The organism is Luteimonas rhizosphaerae (assembly GCF_002849595.1).
Classification (GTDB): Bacteria; Pseudomonadota; Gammaproteobacteria; order Xanthomonadales; family Xanthomonadaceae; genus Luteimonas; species Luteimonas cellulosilyticus.
In genome coordinates, this window is the sequence record NZ_NRQR01000018.1 from 44,269 (window position 1) to 65,353 (window position 21,085).

The 21,085-nt window shown below is 72.2% G+C and carries 23 protein-coding genes; 12 read left to right on the forward strand and 11 right to left on the reverse strand.

From position 1 onward, the window contains the following. Positions 1–252: 252 nt before the first annotated feature. The 3 genes from CJ022_RS08700 to CJ022_RS08710 are packed head-to-tail and all read right to left on the reverse strand — an operon-like array spanning position 253 to position 2,954. Positions 253–1,242: an efflux RND transporter periplasmic adaptor subunit gene (locus CJ022_RS08700; RefSeq protein ID WP_233198662.1), complete on the reverse strand. Its 990-nt coding sequence runs from the start codon at positions 1,240–1,242 to the stop codon at positions 253–255. Further along, positions 1,239–2,534 carry a TolC family protein gene (locus CJ022_RS08705; RefSeq protein ID WP_101926267.1) on the reverse strand — a complete coding sequence of 432 codons (1,296 nt, stop codon included), beginning with the start codon at positions 2,532–2,534 and terminating at the stop codon, positions 1,239–1,241. Before CJ022_RS08705 ends, CJ022_RS08700 begins: the two co-directional genes overlap by 4 nt. Positions 2,535–2,588: 54 nt before the next feature. Continuing rightward, positions 2,589–2,954 carry a DUF2946 family protein gene (locus tag CJ022_RS08710; RefSeq protein ID WP_101926268.1) on the reverse strand — a complete coding sequence of 122 codons (366 nt, stop codon included), beginning with the start codon at positions 2,952–2,954 and terminating at the stop codon, positions 2,589–2,591. Positions 2,955–3,102: 148 nt separating this feature from the next. Between CJ022_RS08710 and CJ022_RS08715 the strand changes: the two genes are divergently transcribed. Beyond that, the gene (locus CJ022_RS08715; protein WP_101926269.1) at positions 3,103–3,723 is read left to right on the forward strand and encodes a hypothetical protein; all 621 of its coding nucleotides are present in this window, start codon (positions 3,103–3,105) and stop codon (positions 3,721–3,723) included. Positions 3,724–3,767: 44 nt separating this feature from the next. Here the strand turns inward: CJ022_RS08715 and CJ022_RS08720 are convergent, their stop codons facing one another. From CJ022_RS08720 to CJ022_RS08735, 4 genes are all read right to left on the reverse strand, one after another. Further along, on the reverse strand, positions 3,768–4,694 hold the full coding sequence (locus tag CJ022_RS08720; RefSeq protein WP_101926270.1) for a ParB/RepB/Spo0J family partition protein: 927 nt from the start codon (positions 4,692–4,694) through the stop codon (positions 3,768–3,770). Further along, positions 4,691–5,506 carry a ParA family protein gene (locus tag CJ022_RS08725; protein ID WP_101926271.1) on the reverse strand — a complete coding sequence of 272 codons (816 nt, stop codon included), beginning with the start codon at positions 5,504–5,506 and terminating at the stop codon, positions 4,691–4,693. The genes CJ022_RS08720 and CJ022_RS08725 overlap by 4 nt, the downstream gene beginning before the upstream one ends. A 197-nt stretch (positions 5,507–5,703) precedes the next feature. Further along, positions 5,704–6,342, reverse strand: coding sequence for a 16S rRNA (guanine(527)-N(7))-methyltransferase RsmG (rsmG, locus tag CJ022_RS08730; RefSeq protein WP_233198663.1), 639 nt, complete (start codon positions 6,340–6,342; stop codon positions 5,704–5,706). Positions 6,343–6,381: 39 nt separating this feature from the next. Then, positions 6,382–6,996 (reverse strand): 4'-phosphopantetheinyl transferase family protein, encoded by a 615-nt coding sequence (locus CJ022_RS08735; RefSeq protein ID WP_101926273.1) that lies wholly within the window; start codon positions 6,994–6,996, stop codon positions 6,382–6,384. A gap of 96 nt (positions 6,997–7,092) precedes the next feature. On the opposite strand from CJ022_RS08735, the gene CJ022_RS08740 reads away from it, so the two are divergent. Then, positions 7,093–8,484 (forward strand): AMP-binding protein, encoded by a 1,392-nt coding sequence (locus CJ022_RS08740; protein WP_425490823.1) that lies wholly within the window; start codon positions 7,093–7,095, stop codon positions 8,482–8,484. A 104-nt stretch (positions 8,485–8,588) separates the two neighbouring features. Further along, complete coding sequence (locus CJ022_RS08745) at positions 8,589–8,846, forward strand: GlsB/YeaQ/YmgE family stress response membrane protein (protein ID WP_101926275.1); 258 nt, start codon at positions 8,589–8,591, stop codon at positions 8,844–8,846. A gap of 229 nt (positions 8,847–9,075) precedes the next feature. Here the strand turns inward: CJ022_RS08745 and xth are convergent, their stop codons facing one another. After that, positions 9,076–9,849 carry an exodeoxyribonuclease III gene (gene xth / locus CJ022_RS08750; protein WP_101926276.1) on the reverse strand — a complete coding sequence of 258 codons (774 nt, stop codon included), beginning with the start codon at positions 9,847–9,849 and terminating at the stop codon, positions 9,076–9,078. A gap of 113 nt (positions 9,850–9,962) precedes the next feature. Here xth and CJ022_RS08755 point away from each other — a divergent pair, with 113 nt between their 5' ends. Further along, a complete protein-coding gene (locus CJ022_RS08755; protein WP_101926277.1) occupies positions 9,963–10,325 on the forward strand; it encodes a VOC family protein in 363 nt (120 codons plus the stop codon). A gap of 12 nt (positions 10,326–10,337) precedes the next feature. Here the strand turns inward: CJ022_RS08755 and CJ022_RS08760 are convergent, their stop codons facing one another. Then, the gene (locus CJ022_RS08760) at positions 10,338–11,735 is read right to left on the reverse strand and encodes a coniferyl aldehyde dehydrogenase (protein WP_101926278.1); all 1,398 of its coding nucleotides are present in this window, start codon (positions 11,733–11,735) and stop codon (positions 10,338–10,340) included. A 61-nt stretch (positions 11,736–11,796) separates the two neighbouring features. On the opposite strand from CJ022_RS08760, the gene CJ022_RS08765 reads away from it, so the two are divergent. The 8 genes from CJ022_RS08765 (at position 11,797) to CJ022_RS08800 (ending at position 20,460) form a co-directional block, all read left to right on the forward strand. Then, positions 11,797–12,339, forward strand: a complete 543-nt coding sequence (locus CJ022_RS08765) for a gamma carbonic anhydrase family protein (RefSeq protein ID WP_101926279.1) — start codon at positions 11,797–11,799, stop codon at positions 12,337–12,339. A gap of 128 nt (positions 12,340–12,467) precedes the next feature. After that, positions 12,468–13,151 carry an RDD family protein gene (locus CJ022_RS08770; protein WP_101926280.1) on the forward strand — a complete coding sequence of 228 codons (684 nt, stop codon included), beginning with the start codon at positions 12,468–12,470 and terminating at the stop codon, positions 13,149–13,151. Further along, the gene (locus CJ022_RS08775; RefSeq protein ID WP_101926281.1) at positions 13,148–14,146 is read left to right on the forward strand and encodes a stage II sporulation protein M; all 999 of its coding nucleotides are present in this window, start codon (positions 13,148–13,150) and stop codon (positions 14,144–14,146) included. The genes CJ022_RS08770 and CJ022_RS08775 overlap by 4 nt, the downstream gene beginning before the upstream one ends. Beyond that, positions 14,136–15,710, forward strand: coding sequence for a DUF4129 domain-containing protein (locus CJ022_RS08780; protein ID WP_101926282.1), 1,575 nt, complete (start codon positions 14,136–14,138; stop codon positions 15,708–15,710). The genes CJ022_RS08775 and CJ022_RS08780 overlap by 11 nt, the downstream gene beginning before the upstream one ends. Then, a complete protein-coding gene (locus tag CJ022_RS08785) occupies positions 15,707–16,828 on the forward strand; it encodes a DUF4350 domain-containing protein (protein ID WP_101926402.1) in 1,122 nt (373 codons plus the stop codon). Before CJ022_RS08780 ends, CJ022_RS08785 begins: the two co-directional genes overlap by 4 nt. Before the next feature lie 10 nt (positions 16,829–16,838). Next, the gene (locus CJ022_RS08790; RefSeq protein ID WP_101926283.1) at positions 16,839–17,831 is read left to right on the forward strand and encodes an AAA family ATPase; all 993 of its coding nucleotides are present in this window, start codon (positions 16,839–16,841) and stop codon (positions 17,829–17,831) included. A 25-nt stretch (positions 17,832–17,856) separates the two neighbouring features. Further along, the gene (locus tag CJ022_RS08795) at positions 17,857–19,158 is read left to right on the forward strand and encodes a DUF58 domain-containing protein (protein ID WP_101926284.1); all 1,302 of its coding nucleotides are present in this window, start codon (positions 17,857–17,859) and stop codon (positions 19,156–19,158) included. Between the two features lie 174 nt (positions 19,159–19,332). Beyond that, positions 19,333–20,460 carry a GGDEF domain-containing protein gene (locus CJ022_RS08800; RefSeq protein WP_143703924.1) on the forward strand — a complete coding sequence of 376 codons (1,128 nt, stop codon included), beginning with the start codon at positions 19,333–19,335 and terminating at the stop codon, positions 20,458–20,460. Here CJ022_RS08800 and CJ022_RS08805 read toward each other — a convergent pair. Then, positions 20,442–20,816: a YciI family protein gene (locus tag CJ022_RS08805; RefSeq protein WP_101926286.1), complete on the reverse strand. Its 375-nt coding sequence runs from the start codon at positions 20,814–20,816 to the stop codon at positions 20,442–20,444. The genes CJ022_RS08800 and CJ022_RS08805 overlap by 19 nt on opposite strands. Positions 20,817–20,841: 25 nt before the next feature. Next, positions 20,842–21,084: a DUF3297 family protein gene (locus CJ022_RS08810; protein WP_101926287.1), complete on the reverse strand. Its 243-nt coding sequence runs from the start codon at positions 21,082–21,084 to the stop codon at positions 20,842–20,844. Between the last annotated feature and the right edge of the window lies 1 nt (position 21,085).

Below are 21,085 nucleotides of genomic sequence, written 5' to 3' on the forward strand. Positions count from 1 at the left end.
TGTCTCGCGTCTGCAGTGAGCATTAGTGCAGCGCCCAGCCGCTGCACGGACATTTGCGATTTCCCGTTGTGTCGACAGCTTCCTTCACCGTCATTCCCGCGCAGGCGGGAATCCAGTGACTTCCGTGACGGCATTAGGTGGTCTGAGGCGAGAACGAAAAGCGAAGTCCCTGGATTCCCGCCTGCGCGGGAATGACGAGGCCCGAGTGGTCCGGGAAGCCTCAGGGCCCCGCACGATCTGAGCACCGCACCCTCAATGCGCATGACCCGCTCCCGCCTTCTCCAGATCCGCCTTGATCGTGTAGCTCTGTTCGATCACCACGTCCTCGCCCACCGCCATGCCCTCGACGATCTCGACCCGTCGCGCATCGCGCCTCCCGAGCGTCACCGTGCGTTTCTCGTAGCGATCGCCCTCGCGCACGAACACCACGTCGCGGCCGTCCATCTGTTGCAAAGCGGTCAGCGGCACGACGAGATCCGCCGGCTGCGTCGACACGGTGACCATCGCGCGCACGGCCGAGCCGGGGCGCCACTGGCCATCAGCGTTGTCGAGCGTGGCGCGGGCGATCGTGCTCTGGCTCGCGGTCGCGGTGCCGGGCAGGACGCGGTCGATGCGCGTGTCGGCAGTCGCGCCGTCGCCGAGGCGGCTGATCGTCACCGGCGAGCCGGCGGCGAGATGCTCGGCATCGCGGCCGAACACATGCAGGTCGACCCACAGCGTCGACAGGTCGGCGATCTCGTACAGCACCGCGCCCTCGCCGGCGCTCTGGCCAACGGACGCATTGCGCGCGAGCACCGTGCCGCTGATCGGCGCGGTGACCGTGTACGTCGACAGACTGAGGTTGCTCTCGATCGTCGCCAGCACTTGGCCGGCGCGCACGCGGTCGCCGACTTCGGCGTGCAGGCGGCGGATCGGGCCTGGGAAGCGTGCGGTCACGCGGGCGTTGCCGGTTTCCAGCGTGGTCAGCAGGCCTTGCACTTCGTGCTGGTCGGCGATCGTGCCGGCCGCGGCGGGTGCGACGCGGATGCCGACGTCGTCGGCGATATCAGCCGCGATGGTCGTGGCGTCGTCTGCATGCGCGTCGTCTTCGTGCCCGTCATCGGCATGGTCGTCCGTGGATACCTCGGCAGGCGCGCCGGTTGTGTCGGCGGCAGGCGTGGTCGACGGCGCGCTGCACGCGGGCAGTCCCAGCATCAGTGCGAGGGTGAGCGGCGCCGCGGCGACATGTTTGAACGTCCTCATCGGGCGTCTCCTTCGAACGGTGTGGGCGTCGCGGTCGCGACGACGAGGGACTGGCCGGTCAGGCGCTGCAGTTCGATCAGGGCGATCTGCGCGGCTTCGGCGGCGTCGAGTTGCTGGCGCTGCGCATCGCTGCGCGCGTCCTGCAGTTGCGACCATTCGAGAGACGACACGGCGCCCGCGCGCCACGCGTGTTCGGTGGCGCTGGCGGCACGGGTCAGACGCGGCAGGACATCGCGCGCGAGCAGCGAGACGGCCGTCTGCGCGACGCGATACCGGCCGTGTGCTTCGGCCAGGGTGGCCTGCAGCGCACGCTCCCCGGCGTCGCGTTCGATCGAGACGAGGGCCAGCTCCGCCGCCGCCGCGCGCATGCCGGGCTGCGCGCGCGTGCGACTGCCGAGCGGCACGACGAAGCCGCTGACCAGCGAGGTATCGCCATTCTCGCGCTGATGGCGGATGCCGGCCTGCCATCCGATGTCGGGCGTGGCGTCGCTGCGCGCGAGCTGCAGTCGTGCTTCTGCGATGCTTTCACGATCGTTGAACTGCAGCAGCTCGGGCGATCGCGCGAGCAGGGCGCGCAGCGCGTCGAGATCGGCGATGTCGGGCAGCGCCAGCGGGTCGCCTTCGACGATGTCGAAGGCACCCTCCGGATCACCCCACAGCATCGATAGGCTGCGCTGCGCGGTCTCGATCTCCTGTCGCGCATTGGCAGCCAGCAGTTCGGCCTGCGCCTGCGCCGCCTGTGCGGTCAGCACGACCGCTTCGGGGGATGCGCCTGCCGCGAAGCGCTGGCGCGCGGATGCAACGAAGCGCGTACGTTGCGCGACATCGGCCTGAGCGATGGCCAAGCGACGCGTCGCGATGACGATGGCGAGATGCCGACGCGCGGTTTCGGCCAGCAGATCGACGCGCGCGGTTTCGCGTTGCAGGGCGAGCGCATCGATGCGGGTCTGTGCGAGCGCGCGTCGTGCATCGGGTTTGCCGCCGCGTTCGAACACACCGGCGAGCGTCAGCGTGGTTTCGAGCGTGCGGGCAGGGGAAGCGAGGCCGAGGTTCTCGATCTCGATGCCGGCCTCCAGCGGCGGTCGTTGCGCAGCGACCTCGCGTTCGGCATCGAACACCGCGCGCTGGCCGTCGAACAGACGCAGATCCGGGTGGGCCTGCGCGACACGCGCGAACGCGTCATCGAGGGTCAGGCCCTGCGCGCTTTCGCGCACGGGCAGGGGCGCCGACTGCGCGGCCACAAGGCACGGCGCAGCGGCGAGGGCGGCCAGGGCCGCCAATCGCAACAACATGGGAATGCTCCAATTTCGGGATGACGAAAAGCCGGCTTCAGGCCGGCGCGGGCGTCATGCGGAAATCGGCGGGCGCAGCAGGGAATCGGGCCGGCGCGTCGGTGCGGTGTGGGCCACAGCCGCCTCGAAAGGCTGTGCAGACGCAGGGCCGATCATCGTCGGTGTGGCCGGCAGCGCCGAGGTGTGACCGCCGCAGGTCGCGCAATGCATCGCGGCATGCAGCAGGCCGGCGGCGCCGTCGTCTTCATCGCCCGCATCGGCATGTCCGATGTCGTGCGTGTGAGCGGTCCTTCCGGCGTCGTGGAACAGGTCGTGGGTGCTGCCGATCGCCGCCAGCACCGGCGCGCCGATCACGCCCAGCACCAGCAGCGCCAGCAACAGCAGGCGCGTCCAATGGGCGGGGGTGGGGCGACGGAACATCGGCGCAGGGTAGTGGCCGCATGCCGCGTTACACAATTCCAGCGATCGCCGCTGCAGGCCGCGTCGGGCGCGATGGTCGCGCGCCGCCGCGTTTCGCGTTGGGTCTGGAGACACCGGCGATTCCGCGCCGGGACCTCCGGGGATCGTCATGCGTCGTCTCGTCATCCGCGCGGCCTGCGGGCTCGCACTGCTGCCTGCATTCGCGCCATCGCTGTCGGCCGCGCCGCCGTTCAGTCCCGAACTGGTCGCGGCGTTCGCGGACTGGCAACCGCCCGACATCTCGCAGGTCACCCGCCTGTGTGCGCAGCCGTTCGAGAACAGCGGCAGCTTCGTGCTGCAGCCGCGGGTCACCGCCGGGGGCGCCGCCTCGGATTTCATTCCCGCAGACCGCCATCTGGAGATCCGCGAGGTCCGCGCGACGCTGCGCGGTCCCGGGCTGCGGGCCGGCGATCTGGCGGTGAGCGTGGATGGCGAGAGCGGCTGGTACGGCATGCGGCGCGAGGGGGCTGCGATCGTCTGGACCGCGGCGGCGGACGGGCCGCTGCATGCCGACCGCGGCAGCCGCATCAAGTTCGTCGCCTATCGCGACGCGGAGACGGATCGCGCGGTGAGCGGCGATTACCGGATGCGCGGCTGCCTCGTCGCACGCGTGCCGTCGCGGCTGACGCGGCCCGATCTCGACGTGCCGCGGTTGCCGGAGAAGCGGCTGACGCCGCTGGAGCCTGTGGAACGGGTGCCGCTGCGTCGCGAGGGGATGCGCGGCCGCTGACGCGCAGCGCATGGGCTGCGGCGTCCGCGAAACGGGCGATTCGATCAGCGCTGCGCGCGCAGCCGCTCCAGCACGCCGTCGAGGGTGTCGAGGCTGCTGTAGTGGATCACCAGCCGGCCCTTGTTGCCGCGGCCGTTGGCGATCGATACGCGGGTGCCGAGCGATTCCGACAGCTCGTTCTCGAGCGAGGCGATGTCGGCCTGCGGGCGCGCCTTGGCACGTGCGGCGGTGCGGGTGTTGCCGCCCGGCACCTTGCCGGCGGCGAACTGCTGCGCGCGGTGTTCGACTTCGCGCACCGACCAGCCGTGCTCGACGGCCTCGGACGCGAGCCGGCTGGCGAGCTCCGGCGACAGCGTCAGCAGCGCGCGGGCGTGGCCCATCTCGAGCTGCTTGGATTCGACCAGGATGCGGATCGCGGTGGGCAGTTCCAGCAGGCGCAGCAGGTTGGACACGGCGGCGCGGGAGCGGCCGACGGCCTCGGCGGCCTGCGCATGGGTCAGGTCGAATTCGTCGATCAGGCGCTGCAGCGCGGTGGCTTCTTCCAGCGGATTGAGGTCTTCGCGCTGGATGTTCTCGATCAGCGCCATCGCGACGACCGTGCGGTCCTCGACGTTGCGCACGACCACCGGAATCTCGGTCAGGCCCGCCTGCTTCGACGCGCGCCAGCGACGCTCGCCGGCGATGATCTCGAAGGTACGGTCGGGCAGCGGCCGCACGACGATCGGCTGGATCACGCCCTGCGCCTTGATCGACTCGGCCAGCTCGGTGAGCTTGTCGGCGTCCCAGTGCTTGCGCGGCTGGTACTTGCCGGCGATCAGCGCGTCGACCGGCAGCGTGCGCAGCGTGTCCTGCTCGGTGGCTTCCAGCACCGGCGCCTCGGCGGCGGCCTTGGGGCCGAGCAGGGCTTCGAGGCCGCGCCCGAGGCCGCGCTTCTTCGCCGGTGCCTTCGCCGGCGTCTTGGGCGTCGTCATGCCGCGGTCTCCGTCCCTGTGATGTCCGGCGTGGCCGCCGTCTGGTCGCGCTCGCGCTGGCGGCGCACGATCTCGCCGGCCAAGCCGAGATAGGCGATCGCGCCGCGCGAGGCCTTGTCGTAGCCGACGATGCTCTGGCCGTGGCTCGGCGCTTCGGCGAGACGCACGTTGCGCGGCACGATGGTGCGGAACACCTTGTCGCCGAAATGGTTGGTCAGCTCGGCCGAGACCGCGTTGGCGAGGTTGTTGCGCACGTCGAACATGGTGCGCAGCACGCCCTCGACCTCGAGGCCGGGATTGAGGTTCTGCTTGATCGCGTCGATGGTCTGCAGCAGCGCGGTCAGGCCTTCCAGCGCGTAGTACTCGCACTGCATCGGCACCAGCACCGAGTCGGCCGCGGTCAACGCGTTGAGCGTCAGCAGCGACAGCGCCGGCGGGCAGTCGATGAGGATGTAGTCGTACTGGCCGCGCAGCGGTTCGAGCGCGCGCTTGAGGCGCTGCTCGCGGCCTTCCTGGTCCATCAGCTCGAGCTCGGCCGCGGTCAGGTCGGTGTTGCCGGGAATCAGGTCGACGTCTTCCTCGGTCTGCACGATCGTGTCGATCGCCTCGACCTCGCCCAGCAGCACGTCGCAGGTCGACGCGTGCACGAGGGTCTTGTCGATGCCCACGCCCATCGTCGCGTTGCCCTGCGAATCGAGGTCCACCAGCAGCACGCGCTTGGGCGTGCGGGCCAGGGCCGCCGCCAGGTTCACGGCCGTCGTCGTCTTGCCGACGCCGCCTTTCTGGTTGGCAATGGCGATGATGCGGGCCATGGGCTCCGGGGGGGGTGAGGAAGGAAGTCCGGCTGGCGCGGGCGACGGCCGGACCGGGGATTATGCCCCCCACGGGTCGACGGGGGTAACCCGGGCCCGGCGGGTCGTGGCTGCGCGCTGCGGATGCGTGTGGGACCGGTCTCGGCGCGGGATCGGCCGTGCCGGACCGTTGCCGTCGTCGCCGGTGCGTCCGGCGCTCAGACGCGCGCGACGACCACCAGGTGCCGCTCGGCATCGAGGCCCGGCACCTGCAGCGGGTGCACCGCGGTCACGCTCCAGCCCGCCGGCAGCGCGGCGATCTCGTCGTCGGGGCGCACGCCCTTCATCGCCAGCAGGCGGCCGTCGGCGGCGAGCAGGTGACCGCCGGCGGCGAGGATGTCGGGCAGGGTCGCGAGCGCCCGCGCGGTGATCGCGGCGAACGCGCCCGGCCGGTCGACCGCTTCGATCCGCGCCTCGGCGACCTCGGCATTGGCGAGCGTCAGCGTGCGCACGGCCTCGCGCAGGAAGCGCGCCTTCTTGCCGTTGGATTCGACCAGGGTGACCCGCAGCGACGGCAGCGCGATCGCCAGTGGAATGCCCGGCAGGCCCGGACCGGTGCCGAGGTCGGCCAGCGTCGGCACGTCGGTCACGAAGGGCACCATCGCCAGCGAATCGAGCAGATGGCGCACGACCATGTCGTGCGGGTCGCGGATCGCGGTGAGGTTGTAGGTGCGGTTCCAGCGCGCCAGCAGCGCGAGATAGGCCAGCAGCGGCTCGGCGAGGGCGGGGTCGAGCTGCAGGGTGCGCAGCCCGGCCGTGAGGGTGTCGCGCAGCGCGGGATCGTCGGGTTCGCTCATGGCGCGCATTGTAGAAGGCCGCGGTGCGGTGACGGGCGCTCAGGGGGCGACGCGCGTCGCGCGCCACGCCAGCGTCGCCAGATAGCCGGGCGCCGGGACGAACGCGTGCAGGGCCCAGTCGGCCGGCGTGCCGAGGGCCGGATCGCAGTCGACCAGCCGCCAGCGGTCGCCCTCGGCGGCGAAGCAGAGACGATGCAGGCCGAACGACAGGCCGTGGCCGTGGGCCTTGAGCACGGCTTCCTTCGCGCACCACAGGCGTACGAACGCGGCCTCGGCCTCGGCCGGCGGCAAGCGTGCCAGCGCCGCCGCTTCCGACGGCGCGAAGAAGCGGTCCGCCAGCGCCATCGAGCGTGGCCGTGGCCGCAGCCATTCGATGTCGACGCCGACATCGACGCCGTCGCCGAGCGCGACCAGCAGATGCTCGCCGCTGTGGCTCCAGTTGGTGTCGAACCGGCCGCCGAGGTCCGCGCGACCGGCGACCGCGAGCTGCGGCCGGCCATAGGCATCGCGCTGCAGGCCGAGCGCATCGACCGGCACGCGCAGCGCGGCGGCGAGCCAGGGGCGGACCAGGGATTCGGCGCGCTGCCCGCGCCGGTAGTCGCGCCAGGCGCAGCGGACCGGGCCGGCCCGCAGGCTGTTGTGTTCGCTGAACATCCCGCGTTTGGCGTCGGACAGGGCGCCCAGCGTAAGCTAAAAGGCGGTTTCGACGCGCCGTTCCGGGCGCGCGGACGCGTCAGGAGCGAAGGATCGATGTCGGTAGTGATGTGCGCACAGACCCTGCAGGACCGTCGGCTGTTGCCGCTGGTCGCGGGCGATGCCGACCGGGTGGTCGCCTTCGATGCCGGCCACCGGGTGCCGCTGGCGACTTTCGTCGCGCACGTCCACGGCGTCGCCGCGCTGCTGCCCGACGTGCCGCAGGCGCTGAACCTGTGCGAGGACCGCTACCGCTTCCTGGTCGCGTTCTGCGCCGTGGCGCTGCGCGGCCAGACCACGCTGCTGCCGCCGTCGCGGACCCGCGGCGCGATCGACGACGTGCGCGCGCGGCATCCCGACAGTTACTGCATCGGCGATCGCGACCACTGCGGCTGCGACGCGATGCCCGGCGTCGTGCCCACGCCGCCGCATTACCTGCGCCTGCCCGACGTGCTGCCGCTGCGCGAAGGCGCGCCGCCCGCGCTCGATGCCGACGCGCTGGTCGCGATCGGCTTCACCTCCGGCAGCACCGGCACGCCGAGCGCGAATCCCAAGACCTGGGGCAGCTTCCACGCGAGCACGCGGCAGAACCTCGACGCGCTCGCCGATCTGTTCGGCGCGGGCACGACGCCGGTCGTCGCGACGGTGCCGCCGCAGCACATGTACGGGCTGGAGATGTCGATCCTGCTGCCGCTGCTCGGCGACGTGTCGGTGCATGGCGGGCGTCCGTTCTTCGCCGAGGACATCGCCTCGGCGCTGCGCGATGCGCCGGGGCCGGCGCTGCTCGTGACCACGCCGGTGCACCTGCGCGCGCTGGTCGAATCGGGCGTCGCGCTGCCGCCGCTGGCCGGCATCGCGACGGCGACCGCGCCGCTGCCGCAGGCGCTGGCCGCGTCCGCCGAGGCGCGCTTCGGTTGCGAGGTGCGCGAACTGTTCGGGTCCACGGAGACCTGCATCCTCGCGCGTCGCCGCACCGCGACCGACACCGCTTGGACGCCGTTCGCCGGCGTGCGCCTGCAGCCGGTGCCCGACGGCACCCTGGTCGGCGCGCCGCATCTGCCCGCGCCGGTGATGCTGGCCGATCTGGTCGAACTCGATGCCGACGGCCGCTTCGTGCTGCGCGGGCGCCAGGCCGACATGATCGAGATCGCCGGCAAGCGCGCCTCGCTGGCCGACCTCACGCGCCGACTGCTGGCGATCGACGGCGTGCGCGACGGCGTGATCTGCCAGTGCGAGACGCCGGGCAGGACCGGCGTGCGTCGCATCGTCTCGGCCGTCGTCGCCGACCCTGCGCTCGACGACGCCACGCTGCTCGACGCGCTGCGCGCCGGCATCGATCCGGTGTTCCTGCCGCGGCGCATCCGCCGCGTCGACGCGCTGCCGCGCAACGAAACCGGCAAGCTCACCCGCGCCGCGCTCGATGCGCTGTTCGGCGTCGAGCCAACCTGAATACTGACGCCTCCGTCACGGACCGGGGCAGATGCTGGCGCCGGCCTTCGGGCCAGCACGCGCCCGTTTCCCGATTTCCCGTGATCCGCAACAGGAGTACACGCATGAACTTCATCATCTACATCATCGTCGGCGGCATTGCCGGCTGGTTGGCCAGCATCCTGATGCGCACCAATGGTCAGCAGGGCATCCTGCTCAACATCGTCGTCGGCATCATCGGCGGCTTCATCGGTGGCTGGCTGCTGCCGATGGTGGGCCTGTCGATCGGTGGTGGCTGGGTCGGCTTCCTGATCACCGCGCTGATCGGCGCGATCATCCTGCTGGCGATCGTCAACCTGTTCCGGCGTGGGAGCGCGCGCTAACCGCGCACGCTCGACAGTTCGCCCGAGGGCCCGGCATTGCCGGGCCCTCTTTTTTTGGGGAATGCGCTGTGGCGTGCGGCGGCGACGCCGCGTGGCCCGCATCGTGTGCCGCAGGGCCGCGCTTACGCGCGATGCGGCGTTCCGCAACGCGACCCGATCGCGCGCGAGCGCGTTCCCACTGGTGCTGGGTCGATCGCGTCGTGCGGTGTCCGCACCCTGACGCCGCCACTCAGCGGGCGAGGGTCACCCACGCCGGCGCGTGATCGCTGGGGCGTTCCCAGGTCCGCGGTTCCCGGTCGATGCCGGACGCGATGGCGTCGGCGCGCAGCGCGTCCGACACCAGGGTCAGGTCGATGCGCAGGCCGAGGTCGCGGCGGAAGCCGGCCTGGCGGTAATCCCACCAGCTGAAGACGCCGGCCGTGTCGTGGTGCAGGCGGAACGCGTCGTGCAGACCCAGGCCGAGCAGGCCGCGCAGCGCGTCGCGTTCGGCGGTCGAGGTCAGGATGTGGGCCTCGTTCCACACCGCCGGATCGTGCACGTCGCGGTCGTCGGGAGCGATGTTGAAATCGCCGAGCACGACGAGCTTCGGATGCGCGGCAAGCTCGCGCGCGACCCAGTCGTGCACCGCCGCCAGCCAGCGCAGCTTGTAGGCGTACTTGTCGGTGCCGACGTCCTGGCCGTTGACGACGTAGAGATTGATCACGCGCACGCCGTCGACCGTCGCGGCGATGACGCGCTTCTGCTCGTCCTCGAATCCGGGAATGCCGATCTGCACGTCGTCGAGGGCACGCCCGCGCGCCAGCAGCGCGACGCCGTTGTAGGTTTTCTGGCCGGCGAACACGCTGCGGTAGCCGAGCGCGGCCAGCGCGCTGTCGGGGAACTTCGCGTCCTCGAGCTTGGTTTCCTGGATGCCGACGACGTCCGGCTGCGTGTCGCGCAGCCACTGGTCGAGATGCGGCAGCCGCACGTTGAGCGAATTGACGTTCCAGGAAGCGATGCGCATGGCGGGACACGGAAGAAAACCCGGCGTCATTCTAGGCCACGCCTGCGCGCGCGTCAGCGCTATGCTCGCCGCGTGGCGTCGGCGACCTGCGGCGGGCGATCGGGAGAAGGCGGATGGGCGTGACCGGCATCGGCGGTGTTTTCTTTCGCGCGCGCGATCCGGACGCCCTGGCGGCCTGGTACCGGCAGCATCTCGGGATCGGCCCTTCCGAGGACGCCTGGCTGTGGCCGCAGCAGGCCGGGCCCACGGTGTTCGCGCCGTTCCGGGAGGACAGCGACTACTTCGCCGCGGACCGGCGGTGGATGTTGAACCTGCGCGTACAGGGGCTGGACGCGCTGCTCGCGCAGCTGCGCGAGGCCGGCATCGACGTCGTCATCGACCCGGCGTGGGACACGCCGCAGACCGGACGCTTCGCGCGCATCCACGATCCCGAAGGCAATCCGCTGGAACTGTGGGAGCCACCCGAGGCCCCGTGACGCGCCACGCGTTCAGCGCACCAGCAGATCCAGCAGCCGCGAGATCCGCGCATACGGCGGTCGCAGCAGATCGCTGGCCGCGCGTCGCGACTGCCACAGGATCGGCAGCGCCTTGGTCATCGCGTCGAAGCCGGCGCGGCCGTGGTACGCGCCCATGCCGCTGGCGCCGATGCCGCCGAACGGCAGTCCGTTCGCGGCGAAGTGCAGCAGGGTGTCGTTGACGGTGATGCCGCCGGCCAGCGTGCCCTGCACGATGCGTTCGATGTCCGCGCGGGTGTGGCCGAAGGGGTACAGCGCCAGCGGCCGGTCGCGCGCGTTGACGAAGGCGATCGCGTCGTCGAGCGAGCGGTAGGACAGCACCGGCAGGATCGGCCCGAAGATCTCCTGCTGCATCACCGCGGCGTCGGCGCCGGGATCGACCACCAGCGTCGGCGCGAACAGGCGCTCGCCGTCGAGTTGCAGCAGCGGCAGCACGGTGAGCCCGCGCGTGCGCGCATCGTCGAGCAGCCCCTGCAGCCGCGTGTGCTGGGCCTCGTTGATGATGCGGGCGAGGTCCTGCGCGGCGTCGTCGCGGTAGCGGCGCTGGACCTCGAAGCGGAGTGCCTCGAGCAGCGCGTCGCGGCGCGCGGCGTCGATCAGCACGTAGTCCGGCGCGATGCAGGTCTGGCCGGCGTTGAACAGCTTGCCGGTAACGAGCCGCGCGGCGGCGCGGTCGAGCGGATAGTCCGGGCAGACGATCGCCGGCGACTTGCCGCCGAGCTCCAGCGTCAGCGGCGTCAGGTTAGGCGCGGCGGCGGCCATGACCTGGCGCCCGACCGCGGTCGAACCGGTGAACACCAGATGGTCGAACGGCAGCGCGGCGAACGCGGCGCCGACGTCGGCGTCGCCGAGCGCGACGGCGACGCGCTCCACCGGAAAGACTTCCGCCAGCAGCGAGCGCAGGAAGGCGCTGGTGCGCGGCGTGTGTTCCGACGGCTTGAGATAGACGTGGTTGCCGGCGGCGATCGCGGTCGCCAGCGGGATCAGCGCGAGGTTGACCGGGTAGTTCCACGGTGCGATGACGCCGACCACGCCGACCGGCACCCGCCGCAGCTCGGCGCGCGCGGGCCAGAGCCGCCAGCCGGCGCCGACACGCTGCGGCCGCATCCAGCCGCGCAGCTGCCGGCGCAGGCGGTCGAGTTCGCCGAGCACCGTCATGCCGTCGGCGATCAGGGTCTCGTGGCGCGGGCGGTGGCCGAAATCGGCCGAGACCGCGTCGACCATCTCGTCGAGGCGACGTTGCAGCACCGCACGCAGGCGGGCGAGATCGTCGCGCCGCTGGGCCGCATCCGGACGATGCGCCCGCCAGGCGCCGCGCAGCGTCGCGAGCGTGCGGGGCAGGGCGTCCAGTGCGGTCGGGCGTGCATCCATGCCGGCAGTGTAGCGGTGCGCGCCGCTGCATCGCGGTGGCGCCAGCAGGCATACTGCGCCGATGAATCTGCGTTCCTATCGCGGGGTGTCCCCGCAACTCGGCGCCCGGGTCTACGTCGATCCGGCCGCGACGGTCATCGGCGACGTGCAGCTCGACGACGACGTGTCGATCTGGCCGGCGACGGTGATCCGCGGCGACGTCAACCACGTGCGCATCGGCGCGCGTACCAGCGTGCAGGACGGCACGGTGATCCACGTCAGCCACGCCGGGCCGCACGCGAAGCTCGGCGGGTTCGCGACGTCGATCGGCAGCGACGTGACGATCGGCCACAAGGCCGTGATCCACGCCTGCACGATCGAGGACGCGGTGCTGGTCGGCATGGGCGCGATCGTGCTCGACGGCGCGGTCGTCAGGAAGCACGCATTCGTCGCGGCCGGCGCGCTGGTGGCGCCGGGCAAGGTCGTCGGCGAGCGCGAGCTGTGGGTCGGCAATCCCGCGCGCTGCGTGCGCACGCTGACCGACGCGCAGATCGAGGGCCTCTACTACAGCGCCGGGCATTACGTGCGGCTCAAGGACGAATATCTCGCCGATCCGGCGGGCTGACGACGGCGCCGGCCCGGCCGGCAGGGAATGCGACGCGCGATGCGCAATTCGACACGCGGCACGACAGGCAGGCTGGAGCGCGACGACGCGCGCGCCGGCGGCCGCGTCGACGGCGGACCGGTCGCCTGATGCTCGACACCGTCCGTGAAGTGCACACGCCCGAAGGCGTCGCGCTGCGCCTGCCCGCGGCCGGCCCGGTGCCGCGCGCGATCGCCTGGCTGATCGACCTGCTGCTGCGCGGCGCGATCGTGCTCGCCGGGGCGATGCTGCTCGGCCTGGTCGGGCGCTTCGGCCAGGGCCTGCACCTGATCCTGCTGTTCGTCGTCGTGTGGGCGTATCCGATCGTGTTCGAGGCGCTGTCGTCGGGACAGACGCCGGGCAAGCGCGCGATGGCGTTGCGCGTGGTCGCCGCCGACGGCGCGCCGATCGGCTGGATGGCCAGTGTCGTGCGCAACCTGATGCGCACCGTCGACATGTTGCCGTTCGGCTATGGCGCGGGCCTGGCGGCGAGCCTCGCCGACCCCTGGAGCCGGCGCCTCGGCGACATGGTCGCCGGCACCCTGGTGATCCACGCGCCACGCGAGCGGCCGCGCCCACAGGCGCTCGAAGTGGCGGCGCAGGCGCCGGCGATGCCGCTGCAGCCGCACGAGCAGGCCGCCGTGATCGCGTTCGCCGAGCGCGCGCACGCGCTGACGCCCGAGCGCCGCCAGGAACTGGGTGATCTGGTCACGCCGGTGACGGCCGCGCACGGCGAACGCGGCGTGCTGCGCCTGCTCGGCATCGCCAACTGGCTGCTGGGGCGCCGGCCGTGAGGCAGGAGACCTTCATCGCGCGACATGAGTCCGAATGGCAGGCGTTCGAGGCCTGGCTCGACGCGCGCGGTGGCAGCGCCCGTCGCGCACGGGCGACGCGGGGCTGGGACGGCATCCGCGACGAGGACGTGCCCGCACGCTACCGCCGCATCTGCCAGCAGCTCGCGCTCGCACGCCGGCGCGGCTACAGCCCGCTGGTGACCGCGCGCCTGCAGGCGCTGATGCAGGGCGGCCACAACGTGCTGTACCGGCCGCCGCCGCCGCCGTGGCGACGCGCGCTGTGGTTCCTGCTCGCCGGCTTCCCGCGCCTGGTGCGCGCGCAGCGCGGCTGCCTGTGGGCGTCGCTGGCGCTGTTCGCGCTGCCGCTGGTGACGCTGTACGCGGTGGTGCTGCAATGGCCCGAGGTCGTGCACGGCGTGTTCTCGCCGCAGCAGCTGGCGCAGTTCGAACGCATGTACGACCCCGACACCGCGGCCCAGGCCTTCGACCGCGACAGCCAGTCGGACATGGCGATGTTCGGCTACTACATCTGGAACAACGTCAGCATCGGCTTCCGCACCTTCGCCAGCGGCCTGCTGGCGGGCCTCGGCACGATCGTCGTGCTGGTGTCGAACGGGGTGATCTTCGGCGTCGTCGCCGGGCACCTGCAGGCGATCGGCCACGGTGGCCCGTTCTGGCGCTTCGTCGTCGGGCATTCCGCGCCGGAGCTGACCGCGATCGTCATCGCCGGCGCCGCCGGACTGCGGCTCGGACTGGCGCTGGTCGCGCCCGGCCGGTTGCGGCGACTCGATGCGCTGGTCGAAGCCGGGCGGGTCGGCGGCCAGCTGTGCCTCGGCATTCTGGCGATGCTGGTGTTCGCGGCGTTCGTCGAAGCGTTCTGGTCGTCGACCGGCTCGATTCCCGACCCGCTGAAGTTCGGTGTCGGCGGCGGCCTGTGGCTGCTGGTGCTGCTGTGGTTGTGGCGCGGCGGACGGGGGTCTGCGGATGCGCGTTGACACCGTCCAGGTGGAACTGCGCCCGCGCTCGCCGTGGGAGGCGATGGAACTCGGCAACGCGCTCGTGCGCCGCCACGCGGTGGCCATCTGGTGGCCGTGGCTGCTCGCCAGCCTGCCGGTGTTCGCCGCGATCAACGCCATCGGCTGGACCACCGACCGGCTGGGCTGGGCCGCGCTCGCATTGCTGTGGCTCAAGCCGGTGTTCGACCGCATTCCGCTGTTCGTGCTGTCGCGCGCGGTGTTCGGCACCGCGCCGGGCTGGCGCCAGACGCTGGCCGCGCAGTTGCGCTGGGGCTGGCGTCCGATGCTCGGTCATCTGACCTGGCGGCGGGCCAGTCCGTGGCGCGCGCTGACGCTGCCGGTCGATCTGCTCGAAGGCGGCCCGGCGACCCAGGTGCGCGCGCGGCGGCAGGTGCTGTCGGACGGCGTCGGTGGCCACGCGCTGCTGCTGACCGGCATCTGCGTGCTGTTCTCGCTGGTGCTGCTGCTGTCGCAGGGCCTGCTGGCGTTCCTGTTCGTGCCGACCGAACTGCTGTCGGAATCGGCGCGCGCGGCGTGGACGTTGGTGTCGCAGGATCCGCCGCGCTGGGCGCAGCTGCTGTTCAATCTCGCGCTGTGGCTCGCGGTCAGCATCGTCGAGCCGTTCTATGTCGCGGCCGGTTTCGGCCTTTATCTCAACCGGCGCACCCAGCTCGAGGCCTGGGATCTGGAGATCGCGTTCCGCCGCCTGCACGCGCGGGTCGCACCGGGCGCCGGGGTGCTCGCGGCGGTGCTCGCCTGCGGCCTGCTGTCGCCGCAGGCGCCCGCGCAGGACACCGCGCCGCAGACCACGCCGGTCACGCCGACCAAGACCTGGACGCCGCGCGACCGTGCCGCGCAGACGGACGCCGACACCGACACCGACGACGCAGCGCGGGCGCCGACCCTGCCGCAGGTGTTCGGCGACGCGCTGGCCGATCCCGGCCGTTTCGACGACGCGGTCGAGACCGCGTACGCGGACCCGCTGCTCGGCGGCAAGGCCACCCCGCCACCGCGTCCGCGCGATGCGCCCGACCTCGGCGGCCTCGCGTGGCTCGTCGGCCTGCTGTCGACGCTGGCCGAGTACGGGCTGTGGGCCGTGTTCGCGATCCTGGTACTGGCGCTGGCCTGGACCGCGCGCCGCTGGTGGCCGTGGCTGCGCGGCAGCCTGGCGACGCCGGTCGACGACGACGCGGCGCTCGATACCTCGCCCGCGCCGCCCGCGCCGGAGCCGTTGCCCGACGACCTGCTCACGGCGGTGCGCCGGCTGTGGCACGACGGTGCCCGCCGGCGCGCGCTGGCGCTGCTGTATCGCGGCAGCGTCGCCGCGATGGCGACACGCGCCGGCGCGACCCTCGTGCCCGGCGCCACCGAAGCCGAGTGCCTGCGCGTCTCGCGGCGCCTGCCCGACCCCGAGGACCGCGCGGCGTTCGCCGGGGTCGTGCGCGTCTGGCAGCGCGCCGCGTACGCGCAGCGCCTGCCCGACGACGCCGAATTCGACGCCCTGCTCGCCACGCTCGCACCGCGCTTCGGGTGGTCGGCATGACGCGCTGGCGCACGCGCATCGGCGTGGCGCTGCTGGTGGCCACGGTCCTCGGCCTGTTCGTCGCGTGGTGGCTGCACACCTACGAGCGCGTCGAGCGCGAGATCGCGCTGCCGCCGCGCGGCGAGGCGACCTACAACCCGCTCTACGCGCTGCGCCTGGCGCTGCGCGCCGACGGCGTCGATGCGGTGTCGCGGCAACGGCTGCGGCTGGAATCCGAGGCCCTGTCGCCCGGCGACACCGTGCTGCTGTTCGGCGATCCGCGCACGCTGCGGGCACGCGACGTCGACGCGCTGCTGGCCTGGGTCGACGGCGGCGGTCACCTGCTCGTGCGCACGCCGCCGCCGCGCGGTCGCGACGCGGTCGCACGACCGTGGGAGCTGCTGCCGCGCCTGGGCGTCACGCCGGTGCCCGACAGCGCCCGTTGCGAACGCCTGTTCGTCGACGCGCAGGAGCCGCATGTGGAGTTCTGCAACGGCCAGCGCTTCGTCGTTGCCACGCCGCTGCTGACCTGGGGCGATGACGCTGGCGACCTGGTCTTCGCACGCCTGCAACGCGGCGCGGGACGTGTCGACGTGCTCGCCGATTTCGATTTCCTCGCCGGCGACACCCTGCGCGAGCCGCCGCACGCGGCGCTGGCCCGCCAGCTGCTGGCGCCGAACTACCGCGAAGGCCGCGTGCACCTGATCTACGCCGCGAGCGTGCCGCCGCTGTGGCGCGTGCTGCTGACGCGCGGCTGGATGGCGTGGGGCCCGCTGCTGCTCGCGCTGCTGGCGTGGCTGTGGATGCGCACCCAGCGGCTGGGCCCGCTGCTGCCGTCGCCGTCGCCGACCCGGCGCGCGCTGCTCGAGCACGTACACGCCAGCGGCGAACACCTGCTGCGCTACCGGCGCAGCGCCCCCTTGCACGCCGCGGTCCGCGATGCGTTTCTCGACCGCCTGCGCCGGCGCGATCCGCTGGCCGCCGCGCTCACCGGCGATGCCCAGGCGGAGGCGATCGCCGCGCGCACCGGGCACACGCCGGCCGAGGTGCGCCACGCGCTGCAGACACCGTCTCCCGACGATCCCCGCGGCTTCCGCCAGCGCATCGCCCGTTTGATCCAGATGAGAACGCACCTATGAGAGCCCGACCATGACCGAACTGCCCCTCGCCCCACCCGAGCCGGTCACCGGCGAAGCGCTCGCGGCGCGCGTCGCTGCGGTCCGCGACGAAGTCTCCAAGGCCTTCATCGGCCAGCCCGAGGTGCTCGACGAGATCCTGGTTGCGCTGCTCGCGGGCGGCCATGTGCTGATCGAGGGCGTGCCCGGCCTCGGCAAGACGCTGCTGGTGCGCGCACTGTCGGCGGTCCTCGGCTGCAGCTTCGCGCGCGTGCAGTTCACGCCCGACCTGATGCCGAGCGACGTCAGCGGCCACGCGGTGTGGGACACCAAGAGCGAGACCTTCGTCGTGCGCCGCGGCCCGATCTTCACCAACCTGCTGCTGGCCGACGAGATCAACCGCGCGCCGGCCAAGACCCAGTCCGCGCTGCTCGAGGCGATGCAGGAGCAGCAGGTCACGATCGAAGGCCACAGCTTCGAACTGCCGCCGCCGTTCATGACCCTGGCGACGCAGAACCCGATCGAACAGGAGGGCACCTATCCGCTGCCCGAAGCGCAGCTTGACCGGTTCCTGCTGAAGGTGCTGATCGACTATCCCGGACATGCCGACGAGGTTGCGATGGTGACCGCGATCAGCAGCGGCAAGGTCGCGGCCGATTTCGATCTGTCGCAACTCGCGACCGTGCTGCAGCCGGGCGAGATCGTCGCGCTGCAGCAGGGCACCGCGGCGACGGTGGTCGATGCGGCGGTGATCGACTACGCGGTGCGCATCGCCGCGGCCACGCGCAAGTGGCCGGGCATCGCGCTCGGCGCCGGGCCGCGCGGCAGCCTCGCGCTGGTGCGCGCGGCGCGCGCGCAGGCGGTGCTGTCGGGGCGCGATTTCGTCACCCCCGACGACATCCGCGCGATCGCCAGGCCCGCGCTGCGCCACCGCATCGCGCTGGCGCCAGAGCTGCAGATCGAAGGCCAGAGCGCCGACCAGGTGCTGGACGCGCTGCTGGCCCGCGTCGAGGCGCCGCGTCGCTGATGCCGCGCTCGGGAGCCCATCCGCGATGAGGCCGTCGACACCGCTGCTCGCCGCGCTGGTGCTGTGGGCGCTGGTCGGCATCGCCGCGTCGATCTGGTCCGAGATGACCCTCGCGTGGCAGGCGGTCGGTGCGACCTTGTTGCTGCTCTCGGTCGCGGACCTGGTGGTGCTGGCGCGGCGCCCGACGCCGCGGGTCACGCGGACCATGGCTGAAGCGTGGCCGATCGGCCTGGTGCGCGAGGTCGTGCTGCACCTGGACGGCGGCGCGGCCGGCCAGCGCCTCGACGTGCACGACGGCCATCCGCCGCACTGGACGCTGCAGGGCCTGCCGCGGCGCGTGCGGCTGGCGGCCGACACCGTGACCCATGTGCCCTACACGCTGCAGCCGACGCTGCGCGGCGAAGCGGCGTTCGCGCCGGTGCAGCTGCGGCTGCTGTCGCCGCTGGGGCTGTGGCGACAGATGCGCGAGGCCGGCGGCGTGCAGCATGTGCGGGTGTTCCCGAACTTCGCGCCGCTGACGCGGCTGGCGCTGCTCGGCGCCGACCAGGCCTCGCGGCTGATCGGCGCGCACATCAAGCGGCGACGCGGCGAAGGCACCGATTTCCACCAGATGCGCGAATACCGCGTCGGCGACAGCCTGCGCCAGATCGACTGGAAGGCGAGTTCGCGCGCACGCAAGCTCATCTCGCGCGAATACCAGGACGAGAAGAACCAGCAGCTGGTCGTCGTGCTCGACACCGGCCGGCGGATGCGTGCCCAGGACGGCGCGCTGTCGCATTTCGACCATGCGCTCGATGCCGCGCTGGTGGTGTCGTATCTGGCGTTGCGGCAGGGCGATGCAGTGGGCCTGTTCGCGACCGGCGGCGCGTCGCGCTGGATGGCGCCGCAACGCGGCATGGGCGCGATCGACACCCTGCTGCGCATCAGCTACGACCTGCAGCCGGAGCCGGTCGCGACCGACTACCTCGCCGCGGCGACCGAGCTGTCGCTGCGCCAGCGCCGGCGCGGCCTGCTGATGCTGGTCACCAACCTCGGCGACGAAGATGTCGAGGACGTGCTCGCGGCGGTGCGCATGCTGCAGCGGCGGCACCTGGTGATCGTCGCCTCGCTGCGCGAACGCGCGCTCGACGCGGCGCTCGAGGCCGAGGTCCACGATCTCGACGACGCCGTGCGTGCCGGCGCGACCGCGCGTTATCTCGCCCAGCGCAAGGCCGCGCACGACGCCCTGCGCAACCATCGCGTGCTGGTGCTCGACGTCACCGGCGACGAGCTGCCCGGCGCGCTGGTGGAGCGCTACCTGGCGGTCAAACGCGACGGTCTGCTGTGACGGTGCATCCCGCCGCTGCCGCCGTGGCCGGGCGCGCGTTCCGCTATAACTGAACGGCAGCCGCGACCGCCGGGCGGCCGGCACGCGGCGCGACACCGGCGCGACGGCGCCCGGCGTAGCGTCGGCGGGCCTGCAACGGATCCACCGTTGCAACGCGATCGGGACAGGGGGGGCGTGACGACTCAAGAGACCAGTGCGGGGCCGCCGTCGGGCGGGCCTGACGGCGCCAGCGTGCGCCTGCCCGCGATGGCGCCGCCGCTGTCGGACATCCTGGCGCGCGTCTCGCGCGAGGCGCTCGAGAGCGACAACCTCGACGAGATGCTGCAGCGGATTGTCGACGTGCTCGCCGCCGAATTGCCGGTGACCATCGCCAGCATCCTGCTGCTCGACGAGGCCGGCGGCGTGTTCGTGCAGGAGATCAGCGCGGGCGGACTCGCGTTCGATCCGCCGCTCGCGTGGCCGTGGCCGGTGACCCAGGGGGTCGCGGGGCGCTGCGTCCGGCTCGGCACGCCACAGCTGATCACCGACGTCGCCGCGGATCCCGATTACGTCTCCGGCCACGGCGCGCTGCGCGCCGAGTACGTCGTGCCGATCCGGCATCGCAGCCGGCTGCACGGGGTGCTCAACGTCGAGAGCGTCGACGCCGGCTTCTTCGACGCGGCGATGTGCACGACCTTCGACGCGGTGGCGGCGCAGATCGCCGGGGCGATCCACCTCGCCCGCCGCGCGGCGTCACTGGAACGCGCGAACGTGCGCCTGCAGCGCATCTCGATGGTCGACGGCCTGACCGGCATCGCCAACCGGCGCGCGTTCGACAGCGCGCTCGACGCCCTGTGGCAACGCCAGCGCCGCGCGACGCAGCCGCTGACCCTGCTGCTGGTCGACGCCGATCATTTCAAGGCGCTCAACGATGCCCTCGGCCATCTGCGCGGCGACGAATGCCTGTGCGAGATCGCGGGTGTCTGCGCCAGTTCGGCCGCCGCCGCGGGTGGCACCGCCGCGCGTTTCGGCGGCGAGGAATTCGCGCTGCTGCTGCCGGGGTACGACGCGTCCGACGCCGTCGCCTCCGGCGAGGCCCTGCGGCAGGAAATCGAAGCGCTCGCGCTGCCGCATCCGGCGTCGCCCGTCGCGCCGGTCGTGACCGTCAGCCTCGGCGGCGGCACGCTGTCGCCGCATGCGGGCGACACCCCCCGCGACCTGCTGGATATCGCCGATCGCGCGCTGTACGCGGCCAAGGCCGCGGGGCGCAATCGCGTGCTCGTGGAGACCGGCCTCGCGGCCGCTCAGGCGCCGACGCGCTGACGCACCCGGCCGACGTCGCGCACCGGTCGCACCTCGATGCAGCCGGTCTTCGCCCAAGGCAGATCGCGCGCCATCCGCAGGGCCTCTTCCTCGCTGTCGGCCTCGATCAGGTTGAAGCCGGCCAGCATTTCCTTGGTTTCGGAAAACGGACCGTCGAGCACCTGGGTGCTGCCGTTGCGCGTGCGCACCGACTTCGCCGTCGCGGCCGGTTCCAGCTGCTGGAAATCCAGCAGCTTGCCGTCGGCGCGCAACGCGTCCGCGTGCAGCAGGCAGTCGCGCATCATGTGGTCGTACTCGCCGTCGGCGAGACCGTCGAGCAGGGCATCGTCGGTGTAGACGAGCAGCAGGTACTGCATGGCGGACTCCTGCGGTGGACGCGACTCAGGCGTCGAGATGGAAATACGGTTCGACGGTCCCCTGCAGCTTGACCGTCAGCGGTTGCCCGCGGCGATCCAGCGCGCGCCCCGCGGCGACCCGGATCCAGCCTTCGCTGACGCAGTATTCCTCGACGTCGCGGCGCTCGTTGCCGTTGAAGCGGATACCGATGCCGCGGCCCATGGCGGCTTCGTCGTAGTGCGGGCTGCGCGGGTCGTTGGACAGGCGGTCGGGCGGGGTGTCGGTCATG

Excerpts from the sequence above, each read along its gene's own strand:
- rsmG (WP_233198663.1), bottom strand. The coding sequence starts at position 6,342 with ATGAGCGAACCCGACGATCCCGCGCTGCGCGACACCCTCACGGCCGGG.
- CJ022_RS08780 (WP_101926282.1), top strand. The coding sequence starts at position 14,136 with ATGCGCGTTGACACCGTCCAGGTGGAACTGCGCCCGCGCTCGCCGTGG.
- CJ022_RS08735 (WP_101926273.1), bottom strand. The coding sequence starts at position 6,996 with ATGTTCAGCGAACACAACAGCCTGCGGGCCGGCCCGGTCCGCTGCGCC.
- CJ022_RS08705 (WP_101926267.1), bottom strand. The coding sequence starts at position 2,534 with ATGTTGTTGCGATTGGCGGCCCTGGCCGCCCTCGCCGCTGCGCCGTGC.
- CJ022_RS08720 (WP_101926270.1), bottom strand. The coding sequence starts at position 4,694 with ATGACGACGCCCAAGACGCCGGCGAAGGCACCGGCGAAGAAGCGCGGC.
- CJ022_RS08770 (WP_101926280.1), top strand. The coding sequence starts at position 12,468 with ATGCTCGACACCGTCCGTGAAGTGCACACGCCCGAAGGCGTCGCGCTG.
- CJ022_RS08765 (WP_101926279.1), top strand. The coding sequence starts at position 11,797 with ATGAATCTGCGTTCCTATCGCGGGGTGTCCCCGCAACTCGGCGCCCGG.
- CJ022_RS08785 (WP_101926402.1), top strand. The coding sequence starts at position 15,707 with ATGACGCGCTGGCGCACGCGCATCGGCGTGGCGCTGCTGGTGGCCACG.
- CJ022_RS08700 (WP_233198662.1), bottom strand. The coding sequence starts at position 1,242 with ATGAGGACGTTCAAACATGTCGCCGCGGCGCCGCTCACCCTCGCACTG.
- CJ022_RS08710 (WP_101926268.1), bottom strand. The coding sequence starts at position 2,954 with ATGTTCCGTCGCCCCACCCCCGCCCATTGGACGCGCCTGCTGTTGCTG.
- CJ022_RS08755 (WP_101926277.1), top strand. The coding sequence starts at position 9,963 with ATGGGCGTGACCGGCATCGGCGGTGTTTTCTTTCGCGCGCGCGATCCG.
- CJ022_RS08795 (WP_101926284.1), top strand. The coding sequence starts at position 17,857 with ATGAGGCCGTCGACACCGCTGCTCGCCGCGCTGGTGCTGTGGGCGCTG.
- CJ022_RS08810 (WP_101926287.1), bottom strand. The coding sequence starts at position 21,084 with ATGACCGACACCCCGCCCGACCGCCTGTCCAACGACCCGCGCAGCCCG.
- CJ022_RS08745 (WP_101926275.1), top strand. The coding sequence starts at position 8,589 with ATGAACTTCATCATCTACATCATCGTCGGCGGCATTGCCGGCTGGTTG.
- CJ022_RS08790 (WP_101926283.1), top strand. The coding sequence starts at position 16,839 with ATGACCGAACTGCCCCTCGCCCCACCCGAGCCGGTCACCGGCGAAGCG.
- CJ022_RS08805 (WP_101926286.1), bottom strand. The coding sequence starts at position 20,816 with ATGCAGTACCTGCTGCTCGTCTACACCGACGATGCCCTGCTCGACGGT.
- CJ022_RS08740 (WP_425490823.1), top strand. The coding sequence starts at position 7,093 with ATGTCGGTAGTGATGTGCGCACAGACCCTGCAGGACCGTCGGCTGTTG.
- CJ022_RS08715 (WP_101926269.1), top strand. The coding sequence starts at position 3,103 with ATGCGTCGTCTCGTCATCCGCGCGGCCTGCGGGCTCGCACTGCTGCCT.
- CJ022_RS08760 (WP_101926278.1), bottom strand. The coding sequence starts at position 11,735 with ATGGATGCACGCCCGACCGCACTGGACGCCCTGCCCCGCACGCTCGCG.
- xth (WP_101926276.1), bottom strand. The coding sequence starts at position 9,849 with ATGCGCATCGCTTCCTGGAACGTCAATTCGCTCAACGTGCGGCTGCCG.
- CJ022_RS08725 (WP_101926271.1), bottom strand. The coding sequence starts at position 5,506 with ATGGCCCGCATCATCGCCATTGCCAACCAGAAAGGCGGCGTCGGCAAG.